Consider the following 26,928-nt stretch of genomic DNA (forward strand, 5'->3'; position numbering starts at 1 on the left):
AACCATAATGAAGAAACTCAATTTTTTCCGCAGCTTTCTCCTGGCTGCCACCCTTGCCCTAACCTCCGTGGGCTTTACCAGCTGCGACGACAACAACGACGGGCCAAGCGGTGTCTATGCTGAGGATGGGGTCTTTGTCCTGAATGAAGGAAACTTCGAGCATACCAATGCTTCTATTTCCTACTACAACAAGAGCACCCAGCAAGTGCAAAACAACATATTCAGCAAGGAGAACGCCGACCGTCCGCTTGGCGATGTAGTGCAGGACATGCACATCTATGATAATCGTGCGTTCTTGGTGGTGAACAACAGCAATAAGATTGAAGTGGTGAACGCTACCACCTTTAAATCGGTAGGGGTGATAGAAGGCCTGAGCGCTCCCCGCTACTTTGTGGCGCTCAACAACGAGAAAGGTTACGCCACCGAATGGCTGCCCCCAAATGCTGACTGGAGCTATAACAATGGCCGTGTTGCCGTTATCGACCTGAAAAACAATAAGGTCATCAAGACAATAGAAGTAGAAAAGCAGCCGGAGCAACTTCGTATAATTAACGGCAAGCTGTATGTCACCAACCAGGGCGGCAGCACGGTAACTGTTATCAATACAGCTACCGATGCCATAGAAACCAGCATTCCGGTTACCTATGGCTCCAACAGCCTGGCGCTGGACAAAAACAAAGTCCTGTGGGTGCTCAGCTCCGGCAACAAGGACTGGAACCTGCCTGAGTCAGAATACACAGCTGGCGCCTTGACTAAAATAAACCCTGCTGATAACTCCATTATAGGTACTATCACCTTTCCGGAAGTGACTGCCTCGGCCAGCAAGTTGCTCATCAACGGCAACAAGGATAGGCTATACTTTCTTTACAATGGAGGCGTGCACCAGCTAAGTATAGATGCCAGCGCGCTAAACACAACACCGTTAATCAACCGCACCTTTTATGGCTTAGGCGTAGATCCGGAAACGGGTAATATCTATGGAGGGGATGAGAACAATTGGTCTGGCGATGGTACGGTGTATGTGTACAGTCCGGAGGGCACGCAGCTCAGCAGCTTTAGAGCAAGCATCGGTCCGAACGGCTTCGTGTTCAACTAAAATCACTAGGCTTACAAAGTATAAAGCCAGGCTTACCCTTACCGGGACAGGCTGGCTCTATACTTTTATACTTTAAAACAGGCTACTACTGGTCATTCACGTCGTCGCGGTCGGTGCCATCGCTTTTTCCGTCGCCGGCATGCACGGCAGAACCTTTTTCGGTGCGCTCGTAGTGCTGCTCCATACTATCGCGCTCGGCTTCATTCTCGTCTTTAGCCTCACTGCCTACCATGCTTCCCTCGTCGTGGTGTTCGCTGTCTTCCACATTGGTATCACCAGGCTGGGTGCCTGTATCGCATGCCGAGAAGCCAAAAGTGGCCACGGCTGTCGCCATTAGCGCAAAAAAAGCAGTCCTTATCTTTCGTGTATTCATTATCCTGATTCCTTTCCGGTTAAACATACTTGCCAAGGGCCTTTATACTTTGCCCCGGCCTTAAACGTGTACGTTGCAGCGCATTTTAATGTTGAAAACCGCACCGGCAGGCAGCGTTGCCCGTACATGAGCACATAACCATACTTTTTACCCGCCATGGAAGAGCAAAAACCGAAGCAACCACCCCAAGAATCCACCAAAGACGACTCCTCTGACGTGGAGAAAGTACGACAGGACAAGCAGGGCCCACCGCCCGAGCCTGATCCGCAGGGCAGCCAGGCGGATGAGGAAGAGGACGAAGAAGCAGAAAAAGGCCACTCCTGATTTTTTAATCTCCTGGTCTGCCGCCTATCTTTGGGCCAACAGAAAGTATACTTATGGCAAAGCCCTTCCTGAAACCACACCTGCGCCGCAAGCTGCTGCTCATCGGCCTTATCAGCCTGCTGCTGGCCTCGGCGCTGGAGCTGTATGCCTTTGGCCTGAACTCAGACTTTCCGCTCCGGCTGTTGCGCAGCTTTTTTGTGCTGTTTCTGATGATTTCGTTAACGGTACTGGCCATTGTGCCGGGAGTGGGCAAGGCGGTGGATAAAGTACTAAAGTAGCCTGTTCGAAACCCTCTTTTACATTTATACTTCGTGCGGCCATTTGGCTCCAAAACACAAGCGCCCGTGCTATGGCACAGGCGCTTGTTAATTATAGGGGTTAGTTGGTACGGGTGCCAAAAAATTAGTTATAGTTGCCTGCTGCCAGGTGTGCAGCTGAGTCGAGCTGCAGCTGCATCATCCCCGTCTTAAAGACCTGCTTTTCATCCCCACCTGTTGTGTAAGCGCCTCTTCCTTCTGCTGCCTCCAGCGCGTGATACAAACAGCAATCAGCGTAAGCGACTGCCCTGGTCAATGGCTTCCTCTGGCTCTGCTGATGCTTTGCCACTGGGGTTTGCCGGCTTATTCTTTCCTGCCAGTTCATGGCAAGTATAGCCAGTATCAACAGCAGTATGGTCAGTACCATCTGCAGGCTCTTTTGTGTGCTCATCATGAAGGGTGTAGGCATAGTGGCAGCGCGTTATAAGTCCCTCAGCAACAATTTATTTTCTCAGAACAAATATAAAAGCCGGAATATTAAATACAAAATAAATTATATAAATTATTTTTAAAATATAATGATTAAATAATATTCGATATACCTTCTATGGCTTTATACTCCTGGGTGAACCACAATGCCCGCCTGCGCTGTTAACGCTGAAAGTGTGGGCTATTATCCATACTTTTGTGTTTTGGCTTATTAGCCGCCATTCTGTTATATTTTAAGCCCATTTATACTTTGGAGAAGAAGCCGACCATCCTGCTCATCACGCCGCCGCTCACGCAACTGAACACCCCCTACCCTGCCACCGCTTACCTGAAGGGTTTTTTAAAAGGCCGTGGCTACGAGGTGGTGCAGGCCGACATGGGCATTGAGCTGGTGCTGCGCATGTTCTCCCGCAAAGGGCTTCGGCGCATTTTTGAGGCCATTGAGCAGGGTAATTACGAGCTCTCCGACAACAGCCTGCGCATCCTGCACCTCAAGCGCGATTACCTGAACACCATCGAGCCGGTTATCCGCTTTCTGCAGAACAAGGACCACACACTGGCGCAGCAAATCAGCTACAGCCGCTTTCTGCCCGAGGCCTCGCGTTTCGACCAGGTGGAGGACATCGACTGGGCCTTTGGAAGTATGGGCATTACCGACAGGGCGCGTTACTTGGCTACTTTATACCTGGAGGACCTTGGCGATCTTATTAAAGAAACCATCTCGCCATACTTTGCCTTCAGCCGCTACGCCGAAAAACTGGCTTTGTCGGCCACCTCGTTCAACCCGCTGGAGGAGGCGTTGCAGGAGGCCCCAAGCCTCGTGGACCTTATGTTACTGGAGCTGCTGGAAGAGCACCTGCAGGCGGCTCAACCCGATGTGGTGGGTTTCTCGATCCCTTTCCCGGGCAACCTGTACGGCGGCCTGCGCATGGCAAAGTATATCAAAGAGAAAAACCCAAGTATAAGAACAGCGATGGGCGGCGGCTACCCTAATACGGAGCTGCGCAGCCTGCGCGAGCCGCGCCTGTTTAAGTATATCGATTTCGTGACGCTGGACGACGGCGAAGGCCCCTGGCTGAAACTTTTGGAGCACCTGCAGGGCGAGCGTGAGGCTGAAAAGCTGCAGCGCACGTTTATACTTGCCGGGGAGGAGGTGAGGTATGTGAACGGCTGCACCGACCCGGATATTCCGCATGCCGAGGTAGGCACGCCCGACTACAGCGACTTGCCCCTGCCCGATTACCTGTCGGTGATTGACGTGATAAACCCCATGCACCGCCTCTGGAGTGACGGCCGCTGGAACAAGCTTACCATCGCCCACGGCTGTTACTGGAAGCGCTGCTCCTTCTGTGACGTGACGCTGGACTATATTAACCGCTACGATGTGGCACCTGCCACCCTACTTGTAGACCGTGTGGAGCAGATCATCGCTCAGACCGGGCAAACAGGCTTCCATTTTGTAGACGAGGCCGCGCCGCCTGCCCCGCTCCGCGACATGGCCATCGAACTTATCCGTCGTGGTGTGAAAATCAGTTGGTGGGGAAACATCCGCTTCGAAAAAACCTTTACGCCGGACCTATGCCGCCTGCTGGCCGCCTCAGGCTGTATCGCCGTGTCGGGTGGCTTGGAAGTAGCCTCTGACCGCTTGCTGCAGCTCATGGCCAAGGGGGTAAGTATAGAGCAGGTGGCCCGCGTAACCGACAGCTTTACGCAGGCAGGCATCATGGTGCACGCCTACCTCATGTATGGCTTCCCGACGCAAACTGCTCAGGAAACCATCGATTCGCTGGAGGTGGTGCGGCAGCTGTTCGAGACCGGCGTGATTCAATCAGGTTACTGGCACCGCTTCAGCATGACGGCGCACAGCCCTATCGGCAAGGAGCCCGAGAAGTATGGGGTCGTAAAGGTGGGTCCGCCGGAAGGGGATTTCGCCAACAACGACCTGTGGCACGACGACCCGAGGGGCACCGATCACAGCATGTTTGGCGAAGGCCTGAGTAAGGCGCTCTACAACTACATGCACGGCATTGGCCTGGAGGAGCCGCTTTCATTCTGGTTTGACTTTAAGGTACCGCGCACGACCGAGAAGCCAAGCCTTATTGCTGAGGCCATCTCTGCCCCGCACCGCCCCGACAGCACCCGCCCCAACGCACGCGTGCTCTGGCTGGGCAACACACCAGCCGTCGACTTCACCATGATGGCCAAAAAAGGACAGACGATTGAGCGCTGCCTGCTTACCTTCTTCGAAAAGGGCGAGGATTTTCAGGTGAAGACCACCGCTACCATTGGCCAGTGGCTGTTTGAGGTACTGCAGAAAGCAACGCCGGATAACCCGGAGGCTATAACGCTAAAGCAACTGGAGGCCAGCTTCCCGGCCGAGGCACACCTGAGCTTTGCCGAATTCCTCAGCTCTCCGAGCTGGTTTGATTTGCGGGAGAAGGGGCTGTTGTTGCTGTAGGGGGATTAAAGGCGAAGCATGAGCTATTGCGGCACGCTGTTTTGTGCTGCCTGCATAGTAGACTTCATCCATTCGATGATCTGCGGGTATAGGTCTGCAACCCGCTCGCCTTTTTTCCTGTGTTTATACAAGCGCAGCAACTCCTCGTTAAACTCTCTAAATCTTATAAAGCCTCTCTTGGAGGCCATAATTTCAACCTGGCGCTCTATCACGCGCTCAAACACATCGGCGGGATACGTATCGTAAGCGTAGAGTGTGTAGACACCCCACGTCATGTACTCATTAAAGGTAAGGGGAAAGGAGTTGTAGCCGCCAATCACTTTCTCTGTCTTCCAGCTCCCGAGCTCCTGCATAGCTGCCTCTATCTGTTCTAAATATATGTCCGTTGTCGGATTTACGTAGCTGTGGTCAATTTCTGTAAAGATGATTCTGGTAGCGTAAGCTGACTTCTCCTGCTCAGAAAGGTCTTTCCATACTCCTTCCTCAAAGTTTGGAGCGCTCACGAACATGACCATCTGCTTCTTCTGTCCGTCCTTGCTCAGGTAATCCCTTTGGCTATGGGATCCTCCCGTAAGGGGGGAGAATACAACCAGCAGGGCCTGGTTCTGCACTTTGGGAAACTCGCGCTCCAGCCATTGCTTCATTCCAGCATAGTCACAGAGCTCATGGCTCCTGGCGATGAGAGACGCATAGTGGCTGCCGTGCTGGCTATAAAACTCTTCGAACCCGGTTTCCTGCACAAAAGAGTTAAACAAGCGTCTATTGCTGTGAAGCAGGAACAGCGGGTATGGTGCCACGTTGTAAATAAAGGGTATTCTATAGCGGCTCTTCTTAAGCAGTTTCCCGTCCTCTAATTTATAGTTTAGGGACTGTAGACTCGTTAATGTATTTACCTGACCGTAAGCACCAGCCTTCTTCAGCTTTCTGTCTAGTTTTAAGACGAGCGGGTGCGTTTTATGCATTCCAAAATGGCTGACCATTTCCTGATAGTAAGGAGTCGATTTATTTATCAGGTTCGGGTCCGACTGGTAGGTATCTGTAAGGCTTAGGGCTATTTGCATTGCCTCGTATACCTCTGGCACCTCCACCTGAGGCTCCTCTTTTAAAGCATTTTCATAGCTTTTCGAAATTGTTGGGACTGGTGCTTTGCAACTACCCAGTAAAAGTAGAACAACAACAGAGAAGGCTGTTAAGTAAGTTTTCATCAGCTTAGGTTAAACTATGCAAAAGTATAACTTCTTCAATATATAAATTCTCTGCTACTGTTGGTGCCATCCCCAACAATTTATACTTTTCAACTGGCTTCACTCGCCCGCGCAAACACTTTAATTGGGCACCTGCAGCAGCCTCACCTCCCGAATGACTGGGAGGCATCCTTTGACGTATCTGGAAAACTGTTATGCCCTGAACCTTGCCGCTATCCTAAAAAACCTAACCAAAGTCATCTCTGCAGGTAACCAAAATCATATTTCCTTAAGTGTTTGTGTAGCAATATTGTAAGACACAACACATCCAAATTTGAAGTATATGAAAAGAATCTTACCCATGGCCGTCGTCATAGCCGCAGGCGCTATGCTGGCCGCTTGTAATTCATCGGAGCAACAGGCCACTACCACAGAAGTGCAACATGAGGCCCCGGCCACCGCAGGTCAGTCGGCTGTGCAGGACGATGAATCGCAGAAGAACGTGGTGCAGGTAGCTGCCTCCTCCCCCGACCATACCACACTGGTGACAGCCGTGCAAAAGGCCGAACTGGTAGACGTACTTACCAATGCCGGGCCGTTTACGGTATTTGCACCAACCAACGAGGCCTTTGCACAACTGCCTGCCGGTACGGTAGAAGGCCTGCTGAAGCCTGAGAAACGCAGCGACCTCCGCAACATCCTGCAGTACCACGTGTACGTGGGCGTGTTGAATGCCGACAGCTTTGAGGATGGCCAGAGCCTGGGCCAGGTAAACGGTGGCCGCGTAACGATGGGCGTGAAAGATGGCAAGGTAACCGTGAACGGAGCAAACATCGTGGCTTCTATCCCTACGTCCAATGGCGTAATCCACGTGATTGACAAGGTGCTGTTGCCGCAATAAGTATAGCCAAAGGTCAAACCCTACAGGGGCATCCACCTCATACTTGCAAGTATGAGGTGGATGCCCCTGTTTTTTTAAGAAAATATTTTCCGGCCCATGCAACCTCTCCGGCAAATCCGGAATCTTATTATTGGAAGCCGGCAGAAAAGCTGCCAGCTTTCAGACTACTACCTACTACTACCAAATAAAACTATGATGAAAACCTGGCCCTGCCCCTGCGTCCCCACATTGCAGGGGCAGGAACACCAGATTACCCACCGTACCTAACCCTGCTCTATATACATGAAAAGCACCTACAGCCCAGGCCGCAGGTGCTTTTCTGTTTTTATACTTCAGGTTGGGTTTTATGGCTTTCATGTGATAGTGTAAACCCACCCCCACCCCTCCAAGGAGGGGAATCATATTTTACTTACAGGAAATCCTTTCTTAGAGGAGTTAATGGTAAGTTAATCACAACTTAGGTTTTATACTTTCTAACTTTTTAACTTTCTAACTCCAAAGACGCAAAGTATAGCGCCTCTGCAACTCTTAAACTCCTCAACTCTCTAACTCCCAAACCCGCTCAGTCTCTCTTGGTCTTGAGCAATTTGCGCAGTTCAGCCAGCTCGTCCCGATACTTGGCAGCCTGCAGGAAGTCCAGGTCTTTGGCGGCTGCCTCCATCTGCTTCTCGGTTTTCTTGATGAGCTTCTCGAGCTCTTCACGGCCCATCATCTGTATCACTGGCTCTGCCGCAATCGAGACTTCCTCCGGACCCGCGTACATCTTCACCTCTTTCTTGCGCATGTCGGCCACCGACGTCTGCTCAAAGATCTCGTCCTTCGACTTCAGCACCGTACGCGGCGTGATGCCATGCTCCTCGTTGTAGGCCATCTGCGTGGCACGGCGGCGGTTGGTCTCGTCCATCGCCCGCTGCATAGAGCCCGTGATACGGTCGGCATACATGATGACTTTGCCCTTTTCGTTTCGGGCGGCTCGGCCCATGGTCTGTATCAGCGAGCGCTGGTCGCGCAGGAAGCCTTCCTTATCGGCATCCAATATAGCCACCAGGCTTACCTCCGGCAGGTCCAGGCCCTCGCGCAGCAGGTTTACACCCACCAGCACGTCGATTTCCCCCAAGCGCAGCTCGCGCAGGATCTCCACACGGTCCAGGGCCTTTACCTCGGAGTGCAGGTATTTTACTTTTATGTTGAGTCGCTCCAGGTACTTGGTCAGTTCTTCGGACATGCGCTTGGTAAGCGTGGTCACCAGCACACGCGCCCCTTCTTTTACGCGCTCGTCAATCTCATCCAGCAAGTCGTCTACCTGGTTTGTGCTTGGGCGCACCTCTATTTCTGGGTCCAGCAGGCCGGTTGGGCGGATAATCTGCTCTACAATCACACCTTCGGATTTCTGTATCTCATAATCTCCGGGCGTGGCGCTCACAAACACCACCTGGTGCATCAGGCTCTCAAACTCGTTGAAGGTAAGCGGACGGTTGTCCATGGCAGCCGGCAAGCGGAAGCCATACTCTACCAGCGCCACCTTGCGCGAGCGGTCGCCGCCCCACATGGCACGCACCTGCGGCACGGTTACGTGGCTCTCGTCTATCACCATCAGAAAATCGTCCGGGAAGTAATCGAGCAGGCAGAATGGGCGCGCACCCGGCGCACGGCGGTCGAAGTAGCGGGAGTAGTTCTCAATGCCGGAGCAGTAGCCCAACTCGCGGATCATCTCCAGGTCGAACTCGGTACGCTCTTTGATGCGCTTGGCCTCTACCGGGCGATCCTCCTTTAGGAAATAGTCGTGCTGGGCCACCATATCGAACTGAATCTCCTTAATGGCCTGGTGCAACGTGTCCTTGCCGGTCACGAAAAGGTTGGCCGGGTACAGCGTTACCGCTTTTTCGTCCGAGAGCTTCTTACCTGAGACCGGATCGATGCGATGAATGGCCTCCAGCTCGTCGCCGAAGAAGTATAAGCGGTAGGCAAAATCCGCGTAGGCCGGAAAAATGTCCACCGTGTCGCCTTTCACCCGAAATGTTCCACGTGTGAACTCAGCCTCGGTGCGGCTATAGAGAATCTGCACAAACGTATAAAGCAGGTTGTTGCGGCTATAGCGCTGCCCTGGCGCCAAGTAAACCACGTTCTTGCCAAACTCCTCGGGGTTACCGATACCGTAGATGCACGACACCGACGCCACCACTACTATATCGCGGCGGCCCGAGAGCAAAGCCGAGGTAGTATGCAGGCGCAGCTTCTCAATCTCCTCGTTAATGGCCAGGTCTTTCTCGATGAACACATCCGAAGAAGCGATGTAAGCTTCCGGCTGGTAGTAGTCGTAGTAGGAGATGAAGTACTCGACGGCGTTATCAGGAAAGAATTGCTTAAACTCACCGTACAGCTGCGCGGCCAGCGTTTTGTTGTGACAAAGCACCAGCGTGGGCTTGCCGGTATTGGCAATTACGTTGGCCATGGTAAAGGTTTTACCCGTGCCCGTGGCACCCAGCAATACCTGTACAGGCTCACCTTTGTTTACACCTTCTGTAAGTTGAGCGATGGCCTTGGGCTGGTCGCCTGTCGGCTGAAACTCAGATGTCAGTTTAAAATCCATTTGTTGATTTTACGGATTAGTAAAGATAAACTATAACATGTAAACTATACCGTAAGTTTACCTTCTTGCCAATTTATACTTGCCATGGCACAGCGTGTTACGCCGCGCTTTGCACACGAAAAAAGCCTGTTGCAGAACAACAGGCTTAGTGTACTAAAATTACAGAAAATTCTTCTCCGGAAAGGGTTTACATGCTCCACGCCATCCACACAAAGTATAGCCAGGCTTTAGAGTATACCCTTTACCATACATAACTTCCAGTGAGCGGTTTAGGTTACGAGTTCCCATAAAAAAGGCAGCCCGAAATCTCTTCCGGGCTGCCTGTAACTATAATTTTTTTGGTAATTACTCGTTAGCTGTGGTTGGGTTAAGCTTCCACAGGTCGTCGAAGCGGGTAGCGCCACTGTTGCCAAGGCCGATGTACCCAAACTCTCCAACACCAAAACCAATGGCTCCCATGCGGATGCCTGCCTTGAAGTCACCCAATTTGGTCCACTGATCTGCCGCAGGGTCATACTTCCACACATCATTCAGGGGGGCACCGTTGTTACCTCCTACTACATAGCCAAAGTTATGGATGCTGAAGGTAGCTGCATACGTACGCCCGCTTGGGAAGGCCTGGTTCGGGCGGTCGTCGCTGGTCAACCCTTTCAGGGATTTCCACTGCCCGGTGGCAGGGTCAAACTCCATCAGGTCTGTCTGGTACAGGCTGTTGTTCTGACCTCCACCGATGTAGCCCTTGCCATTTACCGTGAAAGCAAAACCGTTCAATCGCTTGGCTCCTATCAGGCCAATCTGCTCCACCCAGGCGCCAGCGGCAGGGTCATACTTCCAGAAGTCTTTCTGATAGTTGCCATCAAAGCCTGCGCCTACATAACCCGCGTTCTCAAACGACAGAGCAACGGCGCCGTAGCGGCCAGTAGCCGGGTAGTCGGCTATCTGCGTCCATGTCTGGGCAACCGGATCATACTCATAAAAATCCTTAAGGTAGTTCACACCGTCGTAGCCGGTGCCCACGTAGCCTTTGCCAGCCGCCGAGAAAGCAACAGCGGCGCTGCGCGCATCTCCCGGAAAATCAGGGAGCCTTACCCAGTTGTTAATGGCAGGATCGTACATCCAGAAGTCTTTCAGGCGCTTAGTGCCGTCATAACCGGTGCCCACGTATACTTTGCCATCAATGGTAAACGAGACAGCGCTGTTACGGGCCACACCGGCAAAGTCCGATTGCTTTTGCCAGTTGCCCAGCGCCGGGGCATCGTCTTTGGTTTCCGTGTCGCAGGAGGAGAGCAGGCCCACCGATAGCAGCAGGGCCATCAGCATAAACAGGCGGGTGGATTTAAACTGTTTTTTCATAGTTGTAGGTTATTGGATAGTAGTATAGTAGATGCGGAGGCGTACACTTTTAATAGCAGAGTTTGGGGCACCCACCACCAGACGGCTCACACCACCCTGCACTTCAGCGGCAGTCGGGGCCAGGAACAGCGGCTTATCCAGTGTCCTTCCATCTTTCAGCCTGTTGATCAGGTACTCTGTAATCGAGAACTCATAACGGCCATCCGTAGCGGTTTCGCTGGACTTGATAAAGTTGGAGGTCAGCAACTGCGGACTTCTTGGATCAGGATACTCCATAGGGAGCGGCGAGTACTGCACATTGTTTCCAGCTGTTTGGTACAGCCCCATCGAGGCTGGCACTGGGAACGGGTAAGTGGTAGAAGCGCCTCTGAAAGGCTCTACAACCAGCGTGGCTTTGTTGATGAGTTCCGGACGCACAATCTCACGCAGCTTATCCAGGTGCGGAATGTCTATCCGGATAAAGAGACCCGTGCCACTCTGGGCTACAGCGATTTCACCGGCCTGGCTTGCTGGCAGCTCTTTAGCATTTTGAAGCCCTTCCAGCGGGGTGCCTGTATAGTCTCCCTCATACCGGTTATACTGCAGCGGCGCGTTTGCCAGCGGGAAATCCATTGTTTTTACCGTTCTGGCGCCTCCTGAGGCGGAAGGCTCAGAAAAGTATAGCCTCACAATGGCGCCCGAAGTAGGGAAGCCAATAACGGCGTTACCTGCAGTAGACGTAATGGCCAGTCCTTTGAAGTACGCCACAAAGTTAGCCACGTCCTTTATCTTCTCGTCGCCGGCCTTGTGCAGGTCGAACCACCTTTTGCCAAGATCATCGCTCATGTCAATGTTCAGGGTATCTTTCCGAACAGGCCTTGGCGCGAACGTATATGTAGCCAGCGGCTCTGGCTGCAGGGTTGCTTTGGTGGTATTGTAAAGGGCAGCGTTCTGGTAGAAGTATGAGTTAGGCTCCTCCTGCGGCACAGTGGGCGGCAGAGCGCGTGCCGTCAGTGCGGAGGTAAGCTCGTGTATGCTTAGCGTCAGGCTCTGCGTGGTGTCGCCGTAGTAATAGCCTGAAGTGGGCAAGTGCAGCTTTATGGAATCATAAGCCGCCTCTGCGTTGAGGGTTGGCAGCGCCGACGGCCCAACCTGAAAATAAGTGGAGGCGCGCAGGGTGCCGGTTTGCGGGGTAGTATACTGCCCCACAATCATACTTCCTCTGCCGGAGGTGGCGATTGAGTCTGCTTTTACAGTAGTCAGGTTTAGGGTAAGCGTGTCCACGAAGGTACCTGACACGTTATCCTCAACCAGCTCCAGGCCCAGTTCGTTCGGGTCCTCGCAAGAGGCCAGCAACAGCACAGCGCCCAGGCAGTAAAGCAGGTGATTAAACTTTTTCCTGAAAAGGGATTTTTTTGTAGGGAATTGCATATGAAAATGACCTTGAAAACAGGTTTTCCTCAAATGAGCAGAGGCGGCCTTTTTGTGCTTGCCTCACCTGGCCTTGAAGAGAAACATCGTGTAAAGATTCCTTTTGAAACCGTAGCCACGAGGCTACAATTAATTCAGCTTCAAATATAACACTAAATTTTTCTTCATCAGAAAGATATTACCTCCTGTAAACTGCAAACACAGCAGAATATTGTGCTGTAAAGCAGCGCTTGCCAGCCGCAGCGAAATCGCAACCTGTTGGGGAAACAAAAGGCCTGCCAAGCAGGCCTTCTGATTTTTCACCTTATTTAATCGATCACATTACACTTATTCACTTCACATTATTAACTGGCCCCGGGCTCGCTGCAAACACCTGCCACACGCACAGGTGGGTACAGCATCGCGTTGGCGGTGCAGCGTGGGCCGTCGGAGCCGTTCAGCTCCAGGCGCAGGCTCACCTTCTGACCGGGCTGCCTGTACTGCTCTGGCAGGTTGCTGGTCGTAACATAGCCGCCATGCAGCTGTCCTACATAGCTCCCGGCCTTGGTGGCCACATCCTCGGTGTCATCCTCCAGCTTAAGTATAAACCAGCCGGGTGCGCAGTCCTGGGCTACCACCTCTGCCATGGTGCAGGCCGGCACCGGCGCTGTTTTGTTGCAGCCCGATACCATCAGCGCAAGGCAAAGGTAAAGTAAGATGATGCAGCCGATGGTTTTCATATTGATACGTAGGGACGATGAGTACTTAGCTGCCTCTTTGCGGGAGGCAGTACTGATTCATAGCTCAGAATATGGCACTGATTGTTAGAGTATAGCCAGGATTAGAAGCACCAGCAGCAGGTACCACCCGTACAGGTTCTCTTGAGCCGCAAACAGGAGTAGTTCAAATATGTCCAGCAGTGGCTTCATAGGCGGCAGCTTTTATCCTTCTACAATATAATGACCCCTAAACAGCGTCGAGCGTTGCAGGCTCCCGAAGAAAATTATACTTACCTGCGGCCAGCGCCCAGCTCGTAATTTAGCGCCATGTTGATGCCAATGGTGTACGGCTTGCCTTGCGGTGCCTGGGCTTTGTCTGAGCCCGTAAGCAGCGTATCGAAGTATGCCCTGTACTCCGGACCGATGGCCACGGACAGGTTATTGGAGAGCCGCTTGCCCACACCGGCTGTCGCATTGCCGGACCATTGCAGTTTCCGGAACGGGGAGTTCTCATCGTTCAGGCCGTAGTCAATATCCTTTACCTCAGCCGAGGAAGCAATCACAGAGGTTTGCAGCAGAATATTGGCCGCCACGCCTCCTCCGGCGTACCAGAACCAGTCCTTGCCCAGATTGCCCTCGTATTGCGCCCCAACTGGCACGGTGAGGTGACGGTAACGGTAGGTGACATTAAATTCATCGGTTTTGGCCAGGCTGAGCGAGTCGGAGGCATAGTTGCTGCTGAGTGTCGGCACGAAAACGGTACTCTCCGCCGACGCCTTTCCCTGTCTTGAGCCTGGGTTGCGCCAGAACTGCTGCATCACGTAGCTCGACTTGGAACGGGCTGTACTTTGCATAAAGCCCAAACCGCCCAGCAGCTTCCATTTCTTCCCGACTCTCATACCTGCCTTCACCTCCACGCCGAACGAGAAGCCCGGCTCCATTTCCTGGTCATGCTCCTCGCGGGCCTCATCCATCAGGCGTGAAGATTGCTCCATGGCTGTAGACGGTGCAAGGGATGCAAAGCTGGTTACTGGCCCCATTGTTTGGGCGGGGGAACTAATGTTCTGCTCGAAATAACTAGGAGCGTAAGCCATGCCCAGCGACCACCTTCCTCCGGCGCTTGTGCCCTGCTCCGGTTCGGAAACCCCGACAGCTGCCAGCGCTTTGTTATCAGACTTATAAGTTTGCAGCACAGATTCCTGCTCTTTCCGAATTTGCTTCATGCGGCTGATCACGGCCTCGTTCAAGGCTCTAAAATCATCAGCAGGATTTGGTGCAGCCTCCGCGAAGCCTTGATTTCTACCTGAAGACACGAGGCCGCCAGTGGAGTTTGATCTGTCAAGAAAAGTGGCATTTATACTTCCTGCACTTATGGCGCGGCTCAGGTTTATACTTTGCCTGTTTCCGTTGTGCTGGCTTGTGGCGGTATACTTTCCTGCTGGCTGGCTGTACCAGGCTCCCGGCGCTGTTGTTTCTGCCTTAGCCATACTTTCAGGCTCTGTCGCTATTGTAGTTGCTTCTGCCACAGGGGCAGCAGAGGCGATTGGCCGCGATGCCGGTTTCTGGCGGGGCTGTTCTTCCTGCGGCCTTACAGCTGCCTGCATGGCGGCGGCAATGGCTTCGTCTGGGGCCGCGGTTTCTGCTGCCTTTTGGGTTGGCTCAACAGCGGCGATGCCCTGCATTTGAGGCTGTGCTCCGGCTACCGGACTGTCAGGTTGTCCGCCGAAGTAGTAGGCGGCAAATCCGCCCGCCACAAGCAGCAGGGTGATACAGGCAGCGGCCAGCTGCCTGTAAAACAACATCCCTCGTTTATATTGTCCGTTTTCCTGTACCGTCAGGCTATGGTCAATGCGTGCCCATAGGTCTGCTGACGGAGAGGCCTCAGCGTCCTGCAGGCGACGGCGAAACTCTTCCTCAAAGTTTCCTCGCTTATGGTTAGTTGCTGATGACATGTTCCTTAACTTTTTGCTCCTGCCGCAGCAGCATACCCTGTAGTATGGCCCTGGCTCGTGAGTATTGTGACTTAGAAGTTCCCTCTGAAATGCCCAGCATCTCCCCTATCTCCTTATGGTTGTAGCCCTCAATGGCGTACAGGTTAAACACCATACGGTAGCGGGGAGCCAGGCTCTGGATCATGCCCATCAGTTCGCTCATCGTGTAGCCGCTCAGGCTTACGTCTTCAGCGCTAATGTTGGCCACTTCCTCTGCTTCATGCGACACCGTCAGCAACTGCTTGCTGCGCAGGTGCTTCAGGGCGGTGTTTATCACGATGCGGCGGATCCAGAACTCAAGCGGACAATCCTTTTTAAAGCTGCCAATATGGTTGAACACCTTCACGAAGGCGTCCTGCATGATATCCTCAGCTTCAAAGGTGGTGGGGGCGTAACGCAGGCAGACAGCCATCATCTTCTTTGAGTATAGGTCATAGAGCAGACGCTGCATATCGCGCTTGCCTGCGATGCACCCCTCTATGAGTTTATCCTCGTCCGACTTTGGTTTTGTAAAAAGCTTCAAGCGCGCCTTGCTTACGTTTCCTTTTCTCTATGATTCCTGCCGCGCGGGTATGGTTGCAAGCAGGTTAAAATATTTTTCGGGGGCAGGCAAGCCCCTGACAGAGACCTGCTTTGCGGATCTAAAGATAGGAAAATCCTGCAGGAGCATCAGCAACGCCTGCTATGTTTATACCAGATTTTACCAAACAAAATACTATCCGGCACGCAGCAGGCAGATGTATACTTTAGCAAGTGCCGTAAAAAGTATAGGCACCTAAAAAAGTAAAGCCTCCCGGGGAGGGAGGCTCTCTTCTTTCGCAGCAAGCTTTTGTAGTGTTGTAAATCATCTTAAACCTCGCTCAAAAGATCTTTGGTGTCTTAGTAAGGCATTTTAATATAAAGCAGCTTGTAGCAAAGTATGGCTATTACCGTCAACAATAAAATCCAGGTATAACTGATGGCTCTTAACGCCAGTACAGATTCATTCATGTCCTCTATGGCGTTCAGCCTTGCCTCGTCCCACACTTTTTCGGGCAACAGCCTGTACGAAGCGGTCAGTCCCACTGCTACGATGACCACGTCATCCAGGTAACCGAAAACCGGCACCAGGTCGGGCAGCAGGTCCAGCGGGCTTACTGCATATACCAGGGATAAAGCCAAGAGCACTCTCACATACCACTTCACGCGCGCATCGCGATAAGCCAGGTACAACGCGTAAATTTCAGTATGGAATAGGTGTGCTTTTTGTTTAAGGGTGTATAAGTGCGTCATGCAGTAGGGTTTAAGTGCTTCACTACTTAAACGCATTTAACACAGGGTAAAGTTGCAGTGCAAGAGGCTTTTCTTGCATGCCTAGTAATTGTATAACAAAATATTATAAATTCCAAATATTCCAGGCAGCCTCTGCCTGCAGGTACAGCATGGGCAGCCCGTTAAGCACCTTGGCTCCCTTGCCGGCAGCATGCTGCAAAAACAGGGTCTGCTCCGGGTTATACACCAGGTCGTAGAAGTAATGTCGGCTCGTTATACTTTCGTATGGCAGCTCCGGCGCCTCCTGCACCTGCGGATACATGCCCAGTGGCGTGGTGTTGATGATGAGGTTATACTTTTGCAGCAGCTCCGGGGTAAGCTGGGCATAGCTTAGCTGCTCCTCCCCTGCTTGCCTGGAGACGCGCTTGTAGGGAATTTGCAGCGCATCCAGTGCGGCCCACACAGCTTTAGCGGCCCCGCCCGTGCCCAGTACCAAGGCCTGCCCCCGCTCCTGCTCCGGGTAAAATGCCTCCAGCGAGTCCCGGAATCCGATATAGTCGGTGTTGTAGCCTTTGGTGCGGCCACCGCTTATCTTAATGGTGTTCACTGCTCCGATTTTGGCGGCGGCTTCGTCGAGCTCATCCAGTAGCGGGATCACCTGCTCTTTGTAGGGCACCGTTACGTTCAGGCCCACCAGTTCGGGCTCCTGCGACAATAATTGCGGCAGTTCTGCTGCTGAGGACAGCTCGTACAATTCGTAGGCGGCATCCGTCACGCCCTCTCGCAGAAACTTCTCTGTAAAATATTTCTTGGAGAACGAGTGGCCAAGCTTTTTACCGATGAGACCGAACTTTCGCATAGCAGGGAGTTATACTTTGGTCGTGTTATCGTCTGTGTAATGGTCGATGAGGTACACGAACAGGAAGCCGAAGATGGCCAGCAGCACGCCGTAGAGCAAGTATGGCTCATGGCCGGTCAGGGCCTCGTAAGTACCCGGCAGCACATTTTCCTGCACCAGCGGTTTTACCTCGCCGTGGCGGTCGGTGTACGTCTCCAGGGTCTGCTTCCAGGGCCATACTTTGTTCAGGGATCCGATCATAAAGCCCGTCAGCAGCGCCACGGTTACGTTGTGGTAGTTCTTCAGCATCCAGTTAAGCACATGCGAGAAGAGCAGGATACCGGTAACACACCCCAGGCCGAAGGTAAGTATAATACTTATCCGGAGCTCTTTGAGCGCCAGCATAATAAATTCATACTTTGCCAGCAGCACCAGGATAAAGCTCCCGGAGATGCCGGGCAGAATCATGGCGCAGATGGCGATGGCGCCCGAAAGGAACACAAACCAGTAGGCATCCGGAGTTTGTGCGGGCGTGGCCACCGTAATGTAGTAAGCCAAGGCAACCCCCAGCAAACCGGCCAGCACCACCCCCAGGGTCCAGCGGGTGATCTTTTTGGCCACCACCACGGCAGAGGCCACAATCAGCCCAAAGAAAAAGGCCCACAGCATCTCGGAGTGAAATTCCAGCAAGTATAAAATCAGCCGGGAGAGTGAAACAATAGACAGGCCAATGCCCGCCAGCAGCACTACCAGGAAGTTGCCGTTGATGTGTTTCCAGAACCCGCTGATGTTGAAGCGCAGCAGGAGCTTCAGCGCCTCGCCATTGACGGAGCGGATGGAGCCCAGCAGCTCCTCGTAGATACCGGTGATAAAGGCAATGGTACCTCCCGAAACGCCCGGCACGACGTCGGCGGCGCCCATGCCTATGCCCTTCGAGAACAGCAGCAAATACTCTTTCAGCGATCTTCTTTCCATATATGTGCTAAAGCTATAGGTTGGTTGGCCTCTATAAAAAGAAATTGCCCGCACGGCCACACCGACGGGCAATTTATACTTTCATACTTATACTTTAGATCTGCAGACCGTTCTTTTCCATGTTCAGGAAATGGTCGAAGGTGTCGCCGCGCAGGCCCAGGCGGATGGTCTCCAGCGGAATAACCTCGCTCGGGGCGATGTTGCCCAGGTTCACGTTCGCGCCCAGCAGCTTGATAAACCATACTTGCTGCGCCTTCTGCGGGGCTTCCCACAGGATTTTCTCGAAAGGCACCTGCGTCAGGATTTCCTCTACCAGACCGCTGCGCACCTCACCGGTGGAACGGAACAAGCCAACGTTACCTCCCTCGCGGGCCTCGCCGATCACTTTCCAGGCGCCTGCCTCCAGCTCAGCCTTCATCAGCCTGATCCACATATAAGGAGGGATGATCTTCTCGGCATCCTTGGAGCCCACCTCCGACAGCACCGTTACCTGCTCCGACAGCTTGGCGATATACTCGCACTTTGCCTCATGCGGCATTTCCAGCGAGCCGTCCGATACCTCGGCAAAGGTCATTTCATACTTGTCCAGCACCCGGCGGTAATCGTCGAACTGGTTGCGTGCAATAAAGGCCTCAAACAAGGTGCCTCCAAAGTATGTGGGGATACCGGCAGCCCTGTACACTTCCAGCTTCCTTGTAAGGTTAGGCGTCACGTAGGACGTGGCCCAGCCCAGCTTTACAATATCAACATACTCTCCGGCTACCTCCAGGAAGTCCTCTACTTCCCGTATGCTCAGGCCTTTGTCCATGGCCATGGTAAAACCACGCTCACGCGGCTTTGCCTCGCGCTCCGGAATGCTTTTAAGGGTGTAATTCATCTGATTCTATTTGCGGTACTGATCAATTAATCGGGCCAATGCACGCTGCGACTCCAGCTCAGGGAAGAACTCGAACAGCAGCTTGTGCTTGTCGAAGTCCAAAATTAATGCATTTTCCAGATAATTGTATGCCTCGCGGTATTTTCCTGCAGAAAGCATGTAAGCGCAGGCTCTGTAATATAGCTCTGCCTCACGGGGTTGCAGCTCTATGGCGTTCAGAATAATGTCCGTGGCCTCTTCGAAATTACCCTGCTCGTAAAGTATAACCGACCAGTTCAGGTAGATATTCTTGTCGTCCGGGCGAATCTCGGCAGCGCGCTCATAGCTCTCCAGCGCCGATACCACATGGCCCACATGGTACTCCGCGCCAGCCAGGGCCACCCAATAGTCGGCGCTGTCGTCGTACAAGTCAACGGCCTTCTTAAAAAAGTGAATAGCCTCATACCACTTGCCCTGTGCATCCAGAATAACGCCAATGCCAAACCAGGCCTCGTCCATTTCCGGGTCCAGGTCCACCGACTTCTGGTAATAGCGCCGGGAAAGGTCCCACTGCCGCAGCTTCTCGTAGCACTCGCCGATGTTGCAGTAGATTTCCGCGTTTGGCTTGCCATGCTCTATCATGGCATTAAAGGCATCAATTGCCTTGCTATACTCGCCCGTAAACACCAGGGCATTGGCCATGTTGTTGTAGGCCGTAATAAAGTCGGGGCGAATGATGGTGGCGTAATCGTAGGCGCCTATGGCCTTGTCGTAGGCCCCCATCTTGTTGTACACGTTGCCCAGGTTAAACCAGGCCACATACGAGTACGGGTCGTCGTCCACGAACTTCTGGAAGAACGGCACATTCTCGCTCACAGTGTTGGTCACGTCCAGGCAGTAAAGTATTTCCTGCATGGCCGCCTCGTTCTCCAGGTTCAGCTCGATGCATTTTTTATAGTACTTCACAGCCGACGCCAGTTTCCCCCAGGTTTGGTAGGCAAGCGCTATGTTGAAATAGATATCATCGCGGTCATCGGCATAGGCCAGGGCCTTTTTAAAGTAGTCGATGGCATCGCGAAACTCGCCACGCTGGGTATAGATAATGCCCCGGGTCAGCTGCACGTCGGCATTCTCCGGATCCACCTCGGCCACTTTGTTGATTAGCTCCAGGGCCTCGTTAAAGCTGCCGGACATGGCCAGCAGTTGCGCCTTGTCTATCTGCAGGTCCATCGAGAAGGGATACTGCGTTAAAGCAGCATCGCAGGCAGCCAGGGCCTTTTTATACTCAAAGTTCGCAGTGTAGTGATCTATAATATACTCAAAATCAGTGAGGTCGAAAAACGCCGTCTCATTGCTACTGAGCGTGCGCTCGTAACGCTGAATGAGCTCTAGCTCCTCGCTGTGTTCGTCAAAGTCTTCTTTCATCTCCAGTATCCAACCAGCTGCTCTGGGCAGCTTTTTTCTTACTACATATTAACACTGCAAATAGTTTATTTGGCCGCCTGCAGTGCACCTTTGGCCATCATTCCCTGCAGCTCGTGGCACACCCAGCTCACTGACTTTGACACGGGCCTGAACTGCAGCCCGATTGCCTTCTGGATTTTATCGCTGTTGAAGAAATGGGTTTTGCGCGATACCCTTGCCGTGTCTTTTGTGATAAGGGGCCGACTGCCGGTCAGCCAGGCACGGGCGTGCTCCAGTCGCCACACCACCTCCGCCAGCGGGCCAGGCACTTTCACACCGGGGGCTTTCTTGCTGAAACAGCGCGCCACCATCTCAAAAAACGCTTTATAGCTTAGCCGCTCTGAGTTCAGGATAAACCTCTCTCCGGAGATACCCGAGAAGGTTAGCTGCAGCATGGCCTCCACCACATCCCGCACATCCACAAAATTCGCCTCCCCCGCGGTATAGAAGGGGCGCTCCCGGTATACATACCGGAACAGCTGCGTGCTGCTGCGGTTCCAGTCGGCCGGGCCAAGTATGATGGACGGGTTCACGATAACGGCATCCAGGCCTTCTGCCACGCCGCGCCATACTTCCAACTCCCCGAAGTACTTGGAGCTGGCATAGGCCGATGTCTTCTCGGCCGGATCCCACTTGGCCTTCTCTGTCAGGTTTTCTTTTTCTTTGGGCCGCCCGATAGCGGCAATGGAACTTACGTGGCACAGTTTTATACTTCCGGCCTCCAGGCAGGCATCCACTATGTTGGCGGTACCCTCTATGTTCACCTGTTTCAGCAGCTCCTCGTCCTGCGGCGCATACGATATCAGCCCCGCACTATGGAACACATACCTGACATCCACCAGCTCGGCCCGCAACAGGGCGGGGTCCAGTATGTCGCCCTCCACCCACTGCACCTGGTCTGCCCCGGCCACAGCTGGTACACTGCCGCGGTAAAGCGCCTTTACCTGGTACCCGCGCCGCAAAAGCTCCGGTATCAGAAAACTGCCGATGAGGCCACTGCCGCCCGTTACGAATACCATATGTTGATGTGGAAGTATAAAGTATAAAACAAGGTGATAATTATAGTTGCCTGTTCCGAAGCGGCAAGGCCAGGGCCTTTACAAGGTATTTTGAACTTAGCACCTTATGCAGAGTCGCAATATGCTTCAGCCCGTGCGTATCGGTACCCAGGAAGTCTACATACCCTTGCTCTATCAAACGCTCCGCTACATCCCTGGCGCCGGGAGAGTAATAGCCTGCCAGCGAGTTGAGGTTAGGCTGAAACAGCACCCCAAGCTCCCGCAACGCCACCAGCTCCTCGAACTTGCCATAGAAATAGGTATAGCGTTCCGGGTGCGCCAGCACAGGCTGGTACCCTTTGGAGCGCATCTTAAAGATGGTTTCCCGCAGGTTCAGGGGCTCATTCAGGAAAGATGTCTCAAACAGCAGGTAGTTTTTACCAAATGTGAGCAACTCCTCGTCGTTGTCCAGCTTGTCCAGCAGGCCCTCGTCCAGGTAATACTCTGCCGCACAGTCCAGCTCCATCTCAATTCCCGCCTCCTCCACGGCCTGCCGCAGCAGCTGCAGCTTCTCACGGATAATCTCGGGGGTGTTCTTGTAGAAGTCGCTCATGATGTGCGGCGTCATGATCAGCTTACGGTAGCCCAGCTCCTTCATGCCCCGCACCAGCTCCAGCGACTGTTCCAGGCTATCAGAACCATCGTCTATACCCGGAAGTATATGCGAATGCATGTCCGCGCCGAGCTCGCTAAGCGATACACCCAGCACAGGCTCACTTCCTCCAAACAGGTTCTTTATAAACTGTATCATCTTACCAACGTTGGCGCCTACGGCCCTGCTGCGGGTGCAGAACGGCAAACGAACTTCAAAATAACAGAAATAAAATTCACTGTCAAAATAAAGCAGCCATCACACAGGTGCCTCTTTTACATACGTTTAAATCTATATAGGTGATTGGTGCTTTGGGTGCAATTATATAGTTTTGTAAACATCGGATATTCTTATCCCGTTATACTTCCGACACATATCACCTTAACTACTTTCAACCCAAAACTATTACATGGAATTAAAAACGACTGAAAACCAGCGCATGATTGCGGACATGGTTCGCGACTTTGGCGCCAGGCACATCAAACCCAAGATGCGTGAGTGGGACGAGACCCAGGAATTCCCGGTGGATCTGTTCCGGCAACTGGGCGAGCTGGGGCTGATGGGCGTGCTTGTGCCAACCGAGTACGGCGGTTCAGGCTTTGGCTACCTGGAGTACGTGACAGCCATCGCAGAGCTGTCCAAAATCGACGGCTCTATCGGCCTTTCGATGGCAGCGCATAACTCCCTGTGCACCGGACACATCCTGGCGTTCGGTAACGAGGAGCAGAAAAGAAAATACCTGCCCAAGCTGGCCACCGGCGAATGGATCGGGGCCTGGGGCCTGACAGAACCCAACACCGGCTCGGATGCCGGCAACATGCGCACTGTGGCCGTACAGGACGGTGATCATTGGGTTATCAACGGAGCCAAGAATTTTATCACGCACGGTAAATCGGGCCAGGTGGCCGTCGTAATAGTGCGCACCGGTGAAGTTGGCGACTCACATGGCATGACCGCCTTCGTTATCGAAAAAGGCACCCCGGGCTTCAGCGCAGGCCGCAAGGAGGACAAACTGGGTATGCGTGCCTCCGAAACCACAGAGCTTATCTTCCAGGACTGCCGCGTGCATAAAGACCAGATCCTGGGCGAGGTTGGCGATGGCTTTGTACAGGCCATGAAAGTGCTGGACGGTGGCCGCATCTCCATCGCGGCGCTTTCGCTGGGCATTGCACAGGGTGCCCTAGAGGCCGCTGTAGCTTACTCCAAGGAGCGCCATCAGTTTAACAAACCCATCTCTAGCTTTCAGGGAATAGCCTTCAAACTGGCCGATATGGCCACAGACGTAGAAGCGGCCTCCCTGCTTACGTATCAGGCAGCTGACATGAAGAACCGCGGACTGAATGTGAACAAAGAGTCGGCGATGGCGAAGCTTTTTGCCTCAGAGGTGGCGGTACGCGTGGCAAATGAGGGGGTACAGATATTCGGCGGCTACGGCTTCACGAAGGATTACCCGGCAGAGAAGTACTACCGCGACGCCAAGCTATGCACCATTGGCGAGGGAACCAGCGAGATACAAAAGCTTGTTATTTCCAGAGCCATCCTGAAATAAAGAAGTGGCGCAAAAAAGCTGTATCGTTCTTTTGCGCCACTTTTTGGAAATAAAACATGGCTGGCTAATAAATATTTAGCGCTTGCATTGACTTAAGTATAATATTGTTTAAATTTGCGTCCCTAAATCCAAAGAGAAGCGAGGAAAAATATGATTATTGTAAACGTAAAAGATAACGAGTCTGTAGACCGTGCTCTGAAGAGATTCAAGAAGAAATTTGAGAGAACTGGTGTTTTGAAAGAACTGCGCTCAAGAGCGTATTTCGAGAAGCCTTCTGTTACCAAAAGAAAGCAGAAAGAAAGAGCTGTGTACAAGCAGCAGATGTTTGCTAACGAAAACTACTAGTATCTCTAACAAGATATACTATTTTTCCATACTTTAGTATACCTGGGTTATCTGACCAGGTATACTAAAGTATGGATTTGTTTTTCAAGTATTTACAGTACGAGAAGCGGTATAGCCCGCATACCCTTACCTCTTATCATACCGATCTGGGGCAGTTTGCCGATTACCTGAAAGAGGTATACCAGATCTCCGATGCCGCCGAGGCCGATCACACCATTATCCGTTCCTGGATACTGACCCTGGTGCAGAACAACATCAAGCCGCGTTCTATCAACCGGAAGATCGCCTGCCTCCGCTCCTACTACAAATTTTTGCTGGCGCAGGAACGCATCAAGGTAAACCCCATGCTGCGTATTAAGGCGCCCAAGGCCAGCAAGCGGCTACCCGCCTTTGTGCAGGAGGAGCCATTCAACAACCTACTCGACAGCTTTACATTTGAGGATACCTTCGAAGGACAGCGCGACAGGCTGATCCTGGAGTTTCTGTATGGCACCGGCATCCGCCTTGCCGAGCTTATCAACATCGAGGCCTCCGACATAAACCTAAGTGCTAAAACAGTACGTGTGCTGGGCAAGGGTAACAAGGAGCGCATCGTACCCCTGAACGACTCGCTCTTATTGGCGCTAGATGCCTACAAAACTGAGAAAAAGCATTTTTTAGGTGATAACAATTCGGTAAAATTGCTCGTTACCAATAAAGCACGGCCTCTTTACCCGAAGTTTGTGTATCGTGTCGTAAAAAAATATATCAGCTTGATTACCACATCCGAACACAATAGCCCGCATGTGCTGCGACACTCATTCGCCACTCACTTGCTCAATAAGGGAGCCGATCTTAACGCGATCAAAGATCTGCTTGGCCATGCCAGCCTGGCTGCTACCCAGGTGTACACGCACAATTCCATCGAGCAACTCAAATCAATTTTTGAGAAGGCTCACCCGAAAGCATAATTAAGTTTAACTTTTTAATTGTAAAGCATATGAAGCTACAGATGCATTCCATCCACTTCGAGGCAGACAAACAACTTACTGACTTTGTACAGCAGAAAGTGAACAAACTCGAAACATTCTATGATCGCATTGTGGAAGGCGAAGTGTTTCTTAAACATAACAACAAGGATGGCGTGGACAACAAGACCGTGGAGATCAAGTTGTTTGTGCCAGGCTCTACCCTATTCTCGCAGGAGGACGCCCCCTCGTTTGAAGCTGCCGCTGACGCTGCCGTTGAGGCGATGCGACGCCAGCTAAAGCGCTTTAAGCAAAAGCAAATGGCCCACCACTAAGATTTATACTTATCAGAAAGTATAAAAACAGCGGGGCCTGCTATTCTGTAGCAGGCCCCGCTGTTTTTATTACCAAATCAAGCCTTATTACAGGCCAAACTCAGCTTTTATCTTGTCTACATAATCCAGCTTCTCCCAGGTGAAGGTCTCAAACTCGCGCACCTCTTTCTGGCCGTTTACAAGTACTTCTACTTGCTTCGTGCCTGGTGTTCTGCCCATGTGGCCATAGGCAGCCGTCTCAGAGAAAATAGGGTTCTGCAAACCAAAGCGCTGGACAATGGCATAAGGGCGCATGTCAAAAAGCTTGTTTACCTTCTCGGCAATTTCGCCATCGCTCATAATGTTGCCGCTCGCGTCTTTTACTTTCGTAGAACCATACGTTGTAACATACAGACCCACTGGCTTGGCCACACCAATAGCATAAGCCACCTGCACCAACGCCTGGCTGGCTACACCGGCCGCAACCAAGTTTTTAGCGATATGGCGGGCAGCATATGCCGCAGATCGGTCTACTTTAGAAGAGTCCTTCCCGGAGAAAGCTCCTCCGCCGTGAGCACCTTTGCCCCCGTACGTGTCCACAATAATCTTACGTCCTGTCAGGCCAGTATCGCCGTGCGGTCCACCAATTACAAACTTGCCTGTCGGGTTGATGTGATAGATAATATCTGAGTTGAACAACTGCTGGATACGCTCAGGCAGCTGCTTCAGTACGCGCGGAATCAGAATGCTATCCACATCCTCTTTAATCCTTGCCAGCATCTGGCGCTCTGCCTCGTTTTTCGCCTCCGTACTATCGTTATCCGCCTTCACAAACTCATCGTGCTGGGTAGAGATAACAATGGTATCAATCTTCTCGGGCACGTGGTTATCGCTGTAGCGGATGGTAACCTGAGACTTTGCGTCTGGGCGCAGGTAGGTCATTTCTTTGCCTTCCTTGCGAATAGCAGCCAACTCCTGCAGCAGCAGGTGCGAAATGCTCAGCGCAAGCGGCATGTAATTGTTTGTCTCGTCTGTAGCATACCCGAACATCATGCCCTGGTCACCGGCACCCTGGTCTTCCGGGTTGGCGCGCTCAACGCCCTGGTTTATATCTGCAGACTGTTCGTGGATGGCCGAGATAACCCCACAGGCATCTGCATCAAACATATATTCTGACTTGGTATAGCCAATGCGTTTGATAACATCGCGGGCAACCTTCTGCACGTCCACGTAAGCCTCTGACTTCACTTCCCCGCTCAATACCACCAGGCCGGTAGTTACAAGCGTCTCACAGGCTACCTTAGACTGCGGGTCTTGCTTTAAGAATTCATCTAACAGCGCATCCGAAATCTGATCGGCCACTTTATCCGGGTGCCCTTCTGACACAGACTCAGATGTAAATAAATAAGGCATATTTTTCGATGGGTTTAGGTACAAAGTATAAACCGACTGCCCCCTTTGGCAGCGGGTACAAAGCTAAGATAAATCTGCCACACTTGAAACTGATTACAGGCACTCTACAGTGGCATGTAATGATTTATCAGCATAACGGTTACGCCCCATCTGAGCCTGCTTTGGCAGAGAGCAGCAAGCATAGCAACACAACCTTTGAAAA

General features: G+C 52.4%; 26 protein-coding genes. 9 read left to right on the forward strand and 17 right to left on the reverse strand.

What is annotated here, in order from left to right:
* Window positions 1–7: 7 nt before the first annotated feature.
* Entirely contained in the window at window positions 8–1,096 is a 1,089-nt protein-coding gene (locus BM040_RS13765) for a YncE family protein (protein ID WP_092102460.1), read from the forward strand.
* Window positions 1,097–1,181: 85 nt separating this feature from the next.
* On the opposite strand, the gene BM040_RS13770 is transcribed toward BM040_RS13765, so the two are convergent.
* Window positions 1,182–1,469, reverse strand: a complete 288-nt coding sequence (locus BM040_RS13770; protein ID WP_175491066.1) for a hypothetical protein — start codon at window positions 1,467–1,469, stop codon at window positions 1,182–1,184.
* Window positions 1,470–1,625: 156 nt separating this feature from the next.
* On the opposite strand from BM040_RS13770, the gene BM040_RS21785 reads away from it, so the two are divergent.
* Together BM040_RS21785 and BM040_RS13775 are read left to right on the forward strand one after the other, a co-directional pair.
* Window positions 1,626–1,793: a hypothetical protein gene (locus tag BM040_RS21785; RefSeq protein WP_175491067.1), complete on the forward strand. Its 168-nt coding sequence runs from the start codon at window positions 1,626–1,628 to the stop codon at window positions 1,791–1,793.
* Window positions 1,794–1,846: 53 nt separating this feature from the next.
* The gene (locus tag BM040_RS13775) at window positions 1,847–2,071 is read left to right on the forward strand and encodes a DUF2798 domain-containing protein (protein WP_092102466.1); all 225 of its coding nucleotides are present in this window, start codon (window positions 1,847–1,849) and stop codon (window positions 2,069–2,071) included.
* A 124-nt stretch (window positions 2,072–2,195) separates the two neighbouring features.
* Here the strand turns inward: BM040_RS13775 and BM040_RS13780 are convergent, their stop codons facing one another.
* Window positions 2,196–2,504 (reverse strand): hypothetical protein, encoded by a 309-nt coding sequence (locus BM040_RS13780; RefSeq protein ID WP_092102469.1) that lies wholly within the window; start codon window positions 2,502–2,504, stop codon window positions 2,196–2,198.
* Between the two features lie 285 nt (window positions 2,505–2,789).
* On the opposite strand from BM040_RS13780, the gene BM040_RS13785 reads away from it, so the two are divergent.
* Entirely contained in the window at window positions 2,790–4,997 is a 2,208-nt protein-coding gene (locus tag BM040_RS13785; protein WP_092102472.1) for a B12-binding domain-containing radical SAM protein, read from the forward strand.
* A 23-nt stretch (window positions 4,998–5,020) separates the two neighbouring features.
* Here BM040_RS13785 and BM040_RS13790 read toward each other — a convergent pair whose 3' ends face one another.
* Window positions 5,021–6,202 carry a DUF4932 domain-containing protein gene (locus BM040_RS13790; protein ID WP_092102475.1) on the reverse strand — a complete coding sequence of 394 codons (1,182 nt, stop codon included), beginning with the start codon at window positions 6,200–6,202 and terminating at the stop codon, window positions 5,021–5,023.
* Between the two features lie 322 nt (window positions 6,203–6,524).
* Here BM040_RS13790 and BM040_RS13795 point away from each other — a divergent pair, with 322 nt between their 5' ends.
* Entirely contained in the window at window positions 6,525–7,082 is a 558-nt protein-coding gene (locus BM040_RS13795; RefSeq protein WP_092102478.1) for a fasciclin domain-containing protein, read from the forward strand.
* A gap of 562 nt (window positions 7,083–7,644) precedes the next feature.
* Here the strand turns inward: BM040_RS13795 and uvrB are convergent.
* The 13 genes from uvrB to BM040_RS13865 form a co-directional block, all read right to left on the reverse strand.
* Entirely contained in the window at window positions 7,645–9,672 is a 2,028-nt protein-coding gene (uvrB, locus tag BM040_RS13805; protein ID WP_092102484.1) for an excinuclease ABC subunit UvrB, read from the reverse strand.
* Window positions 9,673–10,017: 345 nt separating this feature from the next.
* Window positions 10,018–11,025: a Kelch repeat-containing protein gene (locus tag BM040_RS13810; protein ID WP_092102487.1), complete on the reverse strand. Its 1,008-nt coding sequence runs from the start codon at window positions 11,023–11,025 to the stop codon at window positions 10,018–10,020.
* Between the two features lie 9 nt (window positions 11,026–11,034).
* Window positions 11,035–12,435 (reverse strand): DUF4270 family protein, encoded by a 1,401-nt coding sequence (locus BM040_RS13815; RefSeq protein WP_092102490.1) that lies wholly within the window; start codon window positions 12,433–12,435, stop codon window positions 11,035–11,037.
* A 344-nt stretch (window positions 12,436–12,779) separates the two neighbouring features.
* Complete coding sequence (locus tag BM040_RS13820) at window positions 12,780–13,154, reverse strand: hypothetical protein (RefSeq protein WP_092102493.1); 375 nt, start codon at window positions 13,152–13,154, stop codon at window positions 12,780–12,782.
* A gap of 269 nt (window positions 13,155–13,423) precedes the next feature.
* Window positions 13,424–15,085, reverse strand: coding sequence for an outer membrane beta-barrel protein (locus BM040_RS13825; RefSeq protein WP_139217810.1), 1,662 nt, complete (start codon window positions 15,083–15,085; stop codon window positions 13,424–13,426).
* Window positions 15,069–15,647: an RNA polymerase sigma factor gene (locus BM040_RS13830; protein ID WP_092102498.1), complete on the reverse strand. Its 579-nt coding sequence runs from the start codon at window positions 15,645–15,647 to the stop codon at window positions 15,069–15,071. The genes BM040_RS13825 and BM040_RS13830 overlap by 17 nt, the downstream gene beginning before the upstream one ends.
* Before the next feature lie 356 nt (window positions 15,648–16,003).
* Window positions 16,004–16,396: a YkvA family protein gene (locus BM040_RS13835; protein WP_175491069.1), complete on the reverse strand. Its 393-nt coding sequence runs from the start codon at window positions 16,394–16,396 to the stop codon at window positions 16,004–16,006.
* A gap of 103 nt (window positions 16,397–16,499) precedes the next feature.
* Window positions 16,500–17,234 (reverse strand): shikimate dehydrogenase family protein, encoded by a 735-nt coding sequence (locus tag BM040_RS13840; protein WP_092102504.1) that lies wholly within the window; start codon window positions 17,232–17,234, stop codon window positions 16,500–16,502.
* A 9-nt stretch (window positions 17,235–17,243) separates the two neighbouring features.
* Entirely contained in the window at window positions 17,244–18,188 is a 945-nt protein-coding gene (locus BM040_RS13845) for a polyprenyl-phosphate transporter (protein WP_217646782.1), read from the reverse strand.
* 94 nt (window positions 18,189–18,282) lie between these two features.
* A complete protein-coding gene (locus BM040_RS13850) occupies window positions 18,283–19,065 on the reverse strand; it encodes a phosphosulfolactate synthase (protein WP_092102507.1) in 783 nt (260 codons plus the stop codon).
* 6 nt (window positions 19,066–19,071) lie between these two features.
* Complete coding sequence (locus tag BM040_RS13855) at window positions 19,072–20,469, reverse strand: tetratricopeptide repeat protein (protein WP_092102510.1); 1,398 nt, start codon at window positions 20,467–20,469, stop codon at window positions 19,072–19,074.
* A 65-nt stretch (window positions 20,470–20,534) separates the two neighbouring features.
* Complete coding sequence (locus BM040_RS13860) at window positions 20,535–21,527, reverse strand: NAD-dependent epimerase/dehydratase family protein (protein ID WP_092102513.1); 993 nt, start codon at window positions 21,525–21,527, stop codon at window positions 20,535–20,537.
* A 40-nt stretch (window positions 21,528–21,567) separates the two neighbouring features.
* Window positions 21,568–22,317 (reverse strand): tyrosine-protein phosphatase, encoded by a 750-nt coding sequence (locus tag BM040_RS13865; RefSeq protein WP_092102918.1) that lies wholly within the window; start codon window positions 22,315–22,317, stop codon window positions 21,568–21,570.
* Between the two features lie 250 nt (window positions 22,318–22,567).
* Between BM040_RS13865 and BM040_RS13870 the strand changes: the two genes are divergently transcribed.
* The 4 genes from BM040_RS13870 (at window position 22,568) to hpf (ending at window position 25,334) form a co-directional block, all read left to right on the forward strand.
* A complete protein-coding gene (locus BM040_RS13870; protein WP_092102516.1) occupies window positions 22,568–23,707 on the forward strand; it encodes an acyl-CoA dehydrogenase in 1,140 nt (379 codons plus the stop codon).
* A 150-nt stretch (window positions 23,708–23,857) separates the two neighbouring features.
* Complete coding sequence (gene rpsU, locus BM040_RS13875; protein WP_092102520.1) at window positions 23,858–24,052, forward strand: 30S ribosomal protein S21; 195 nt, start codon at window positions 23,858–23,860, stop codon at window positions 24,050–24,052.
* A gap of 71 nt (window positions 24,053–24,123) precedes the next feature.
* A complete protein-coding gene (locus BM040_RS13880; protein ID WP_092102523.1) occupies window positions 24,124–25,002 on the forward strand; it encodes a tyrosine-type recombinase/integrase in 879 nt (292 codons plus the stop codon).
* 29 nt (window positions 25,003–25,031) lie between these two features.
* Window positions 25,032–25,334, forward strand: a complete 303-nt coding sequence (gene hpf, locus BM040_RS13885; RefSeq protein ID WP_092102526.1) for a ribosome hibernation-promoting factor, HPF/YfiA family — start codon at window positions 25,032–25,034, stop codon at window positions 25,332–25,334.
* An 87-nt stretch (window positions 25,335–25,421) separates the two neighbouring features.
* Here the strand turns inward: hpf and metK are convergent, their stop codons facing one another.
* On the reverse strand, window positions 25,422–26,726 hold the full coding sequence (gene metK / locus BM040_RS13890; protein WP_092102529.1) for a methionine adenosyltransferase: 1,305 nt from the start codon (window positions 26,724–26,726) through the stop codon (window positions 25,422–25,424).
* Window positions 26,727–26,928 lie beyond the last annotated feature (202 nt).

Origin of the sequence: Pontibacter chinhatensis, assembly GCF_900113285.1 — a bacterium.
Classification (GTDB): domain Bacteria; phylum Bacteroidota; class Bacteroidia; order Cytophagales; family Hymenobacteraceae; genus Pontibacter; species Pontibacter chinhatensis.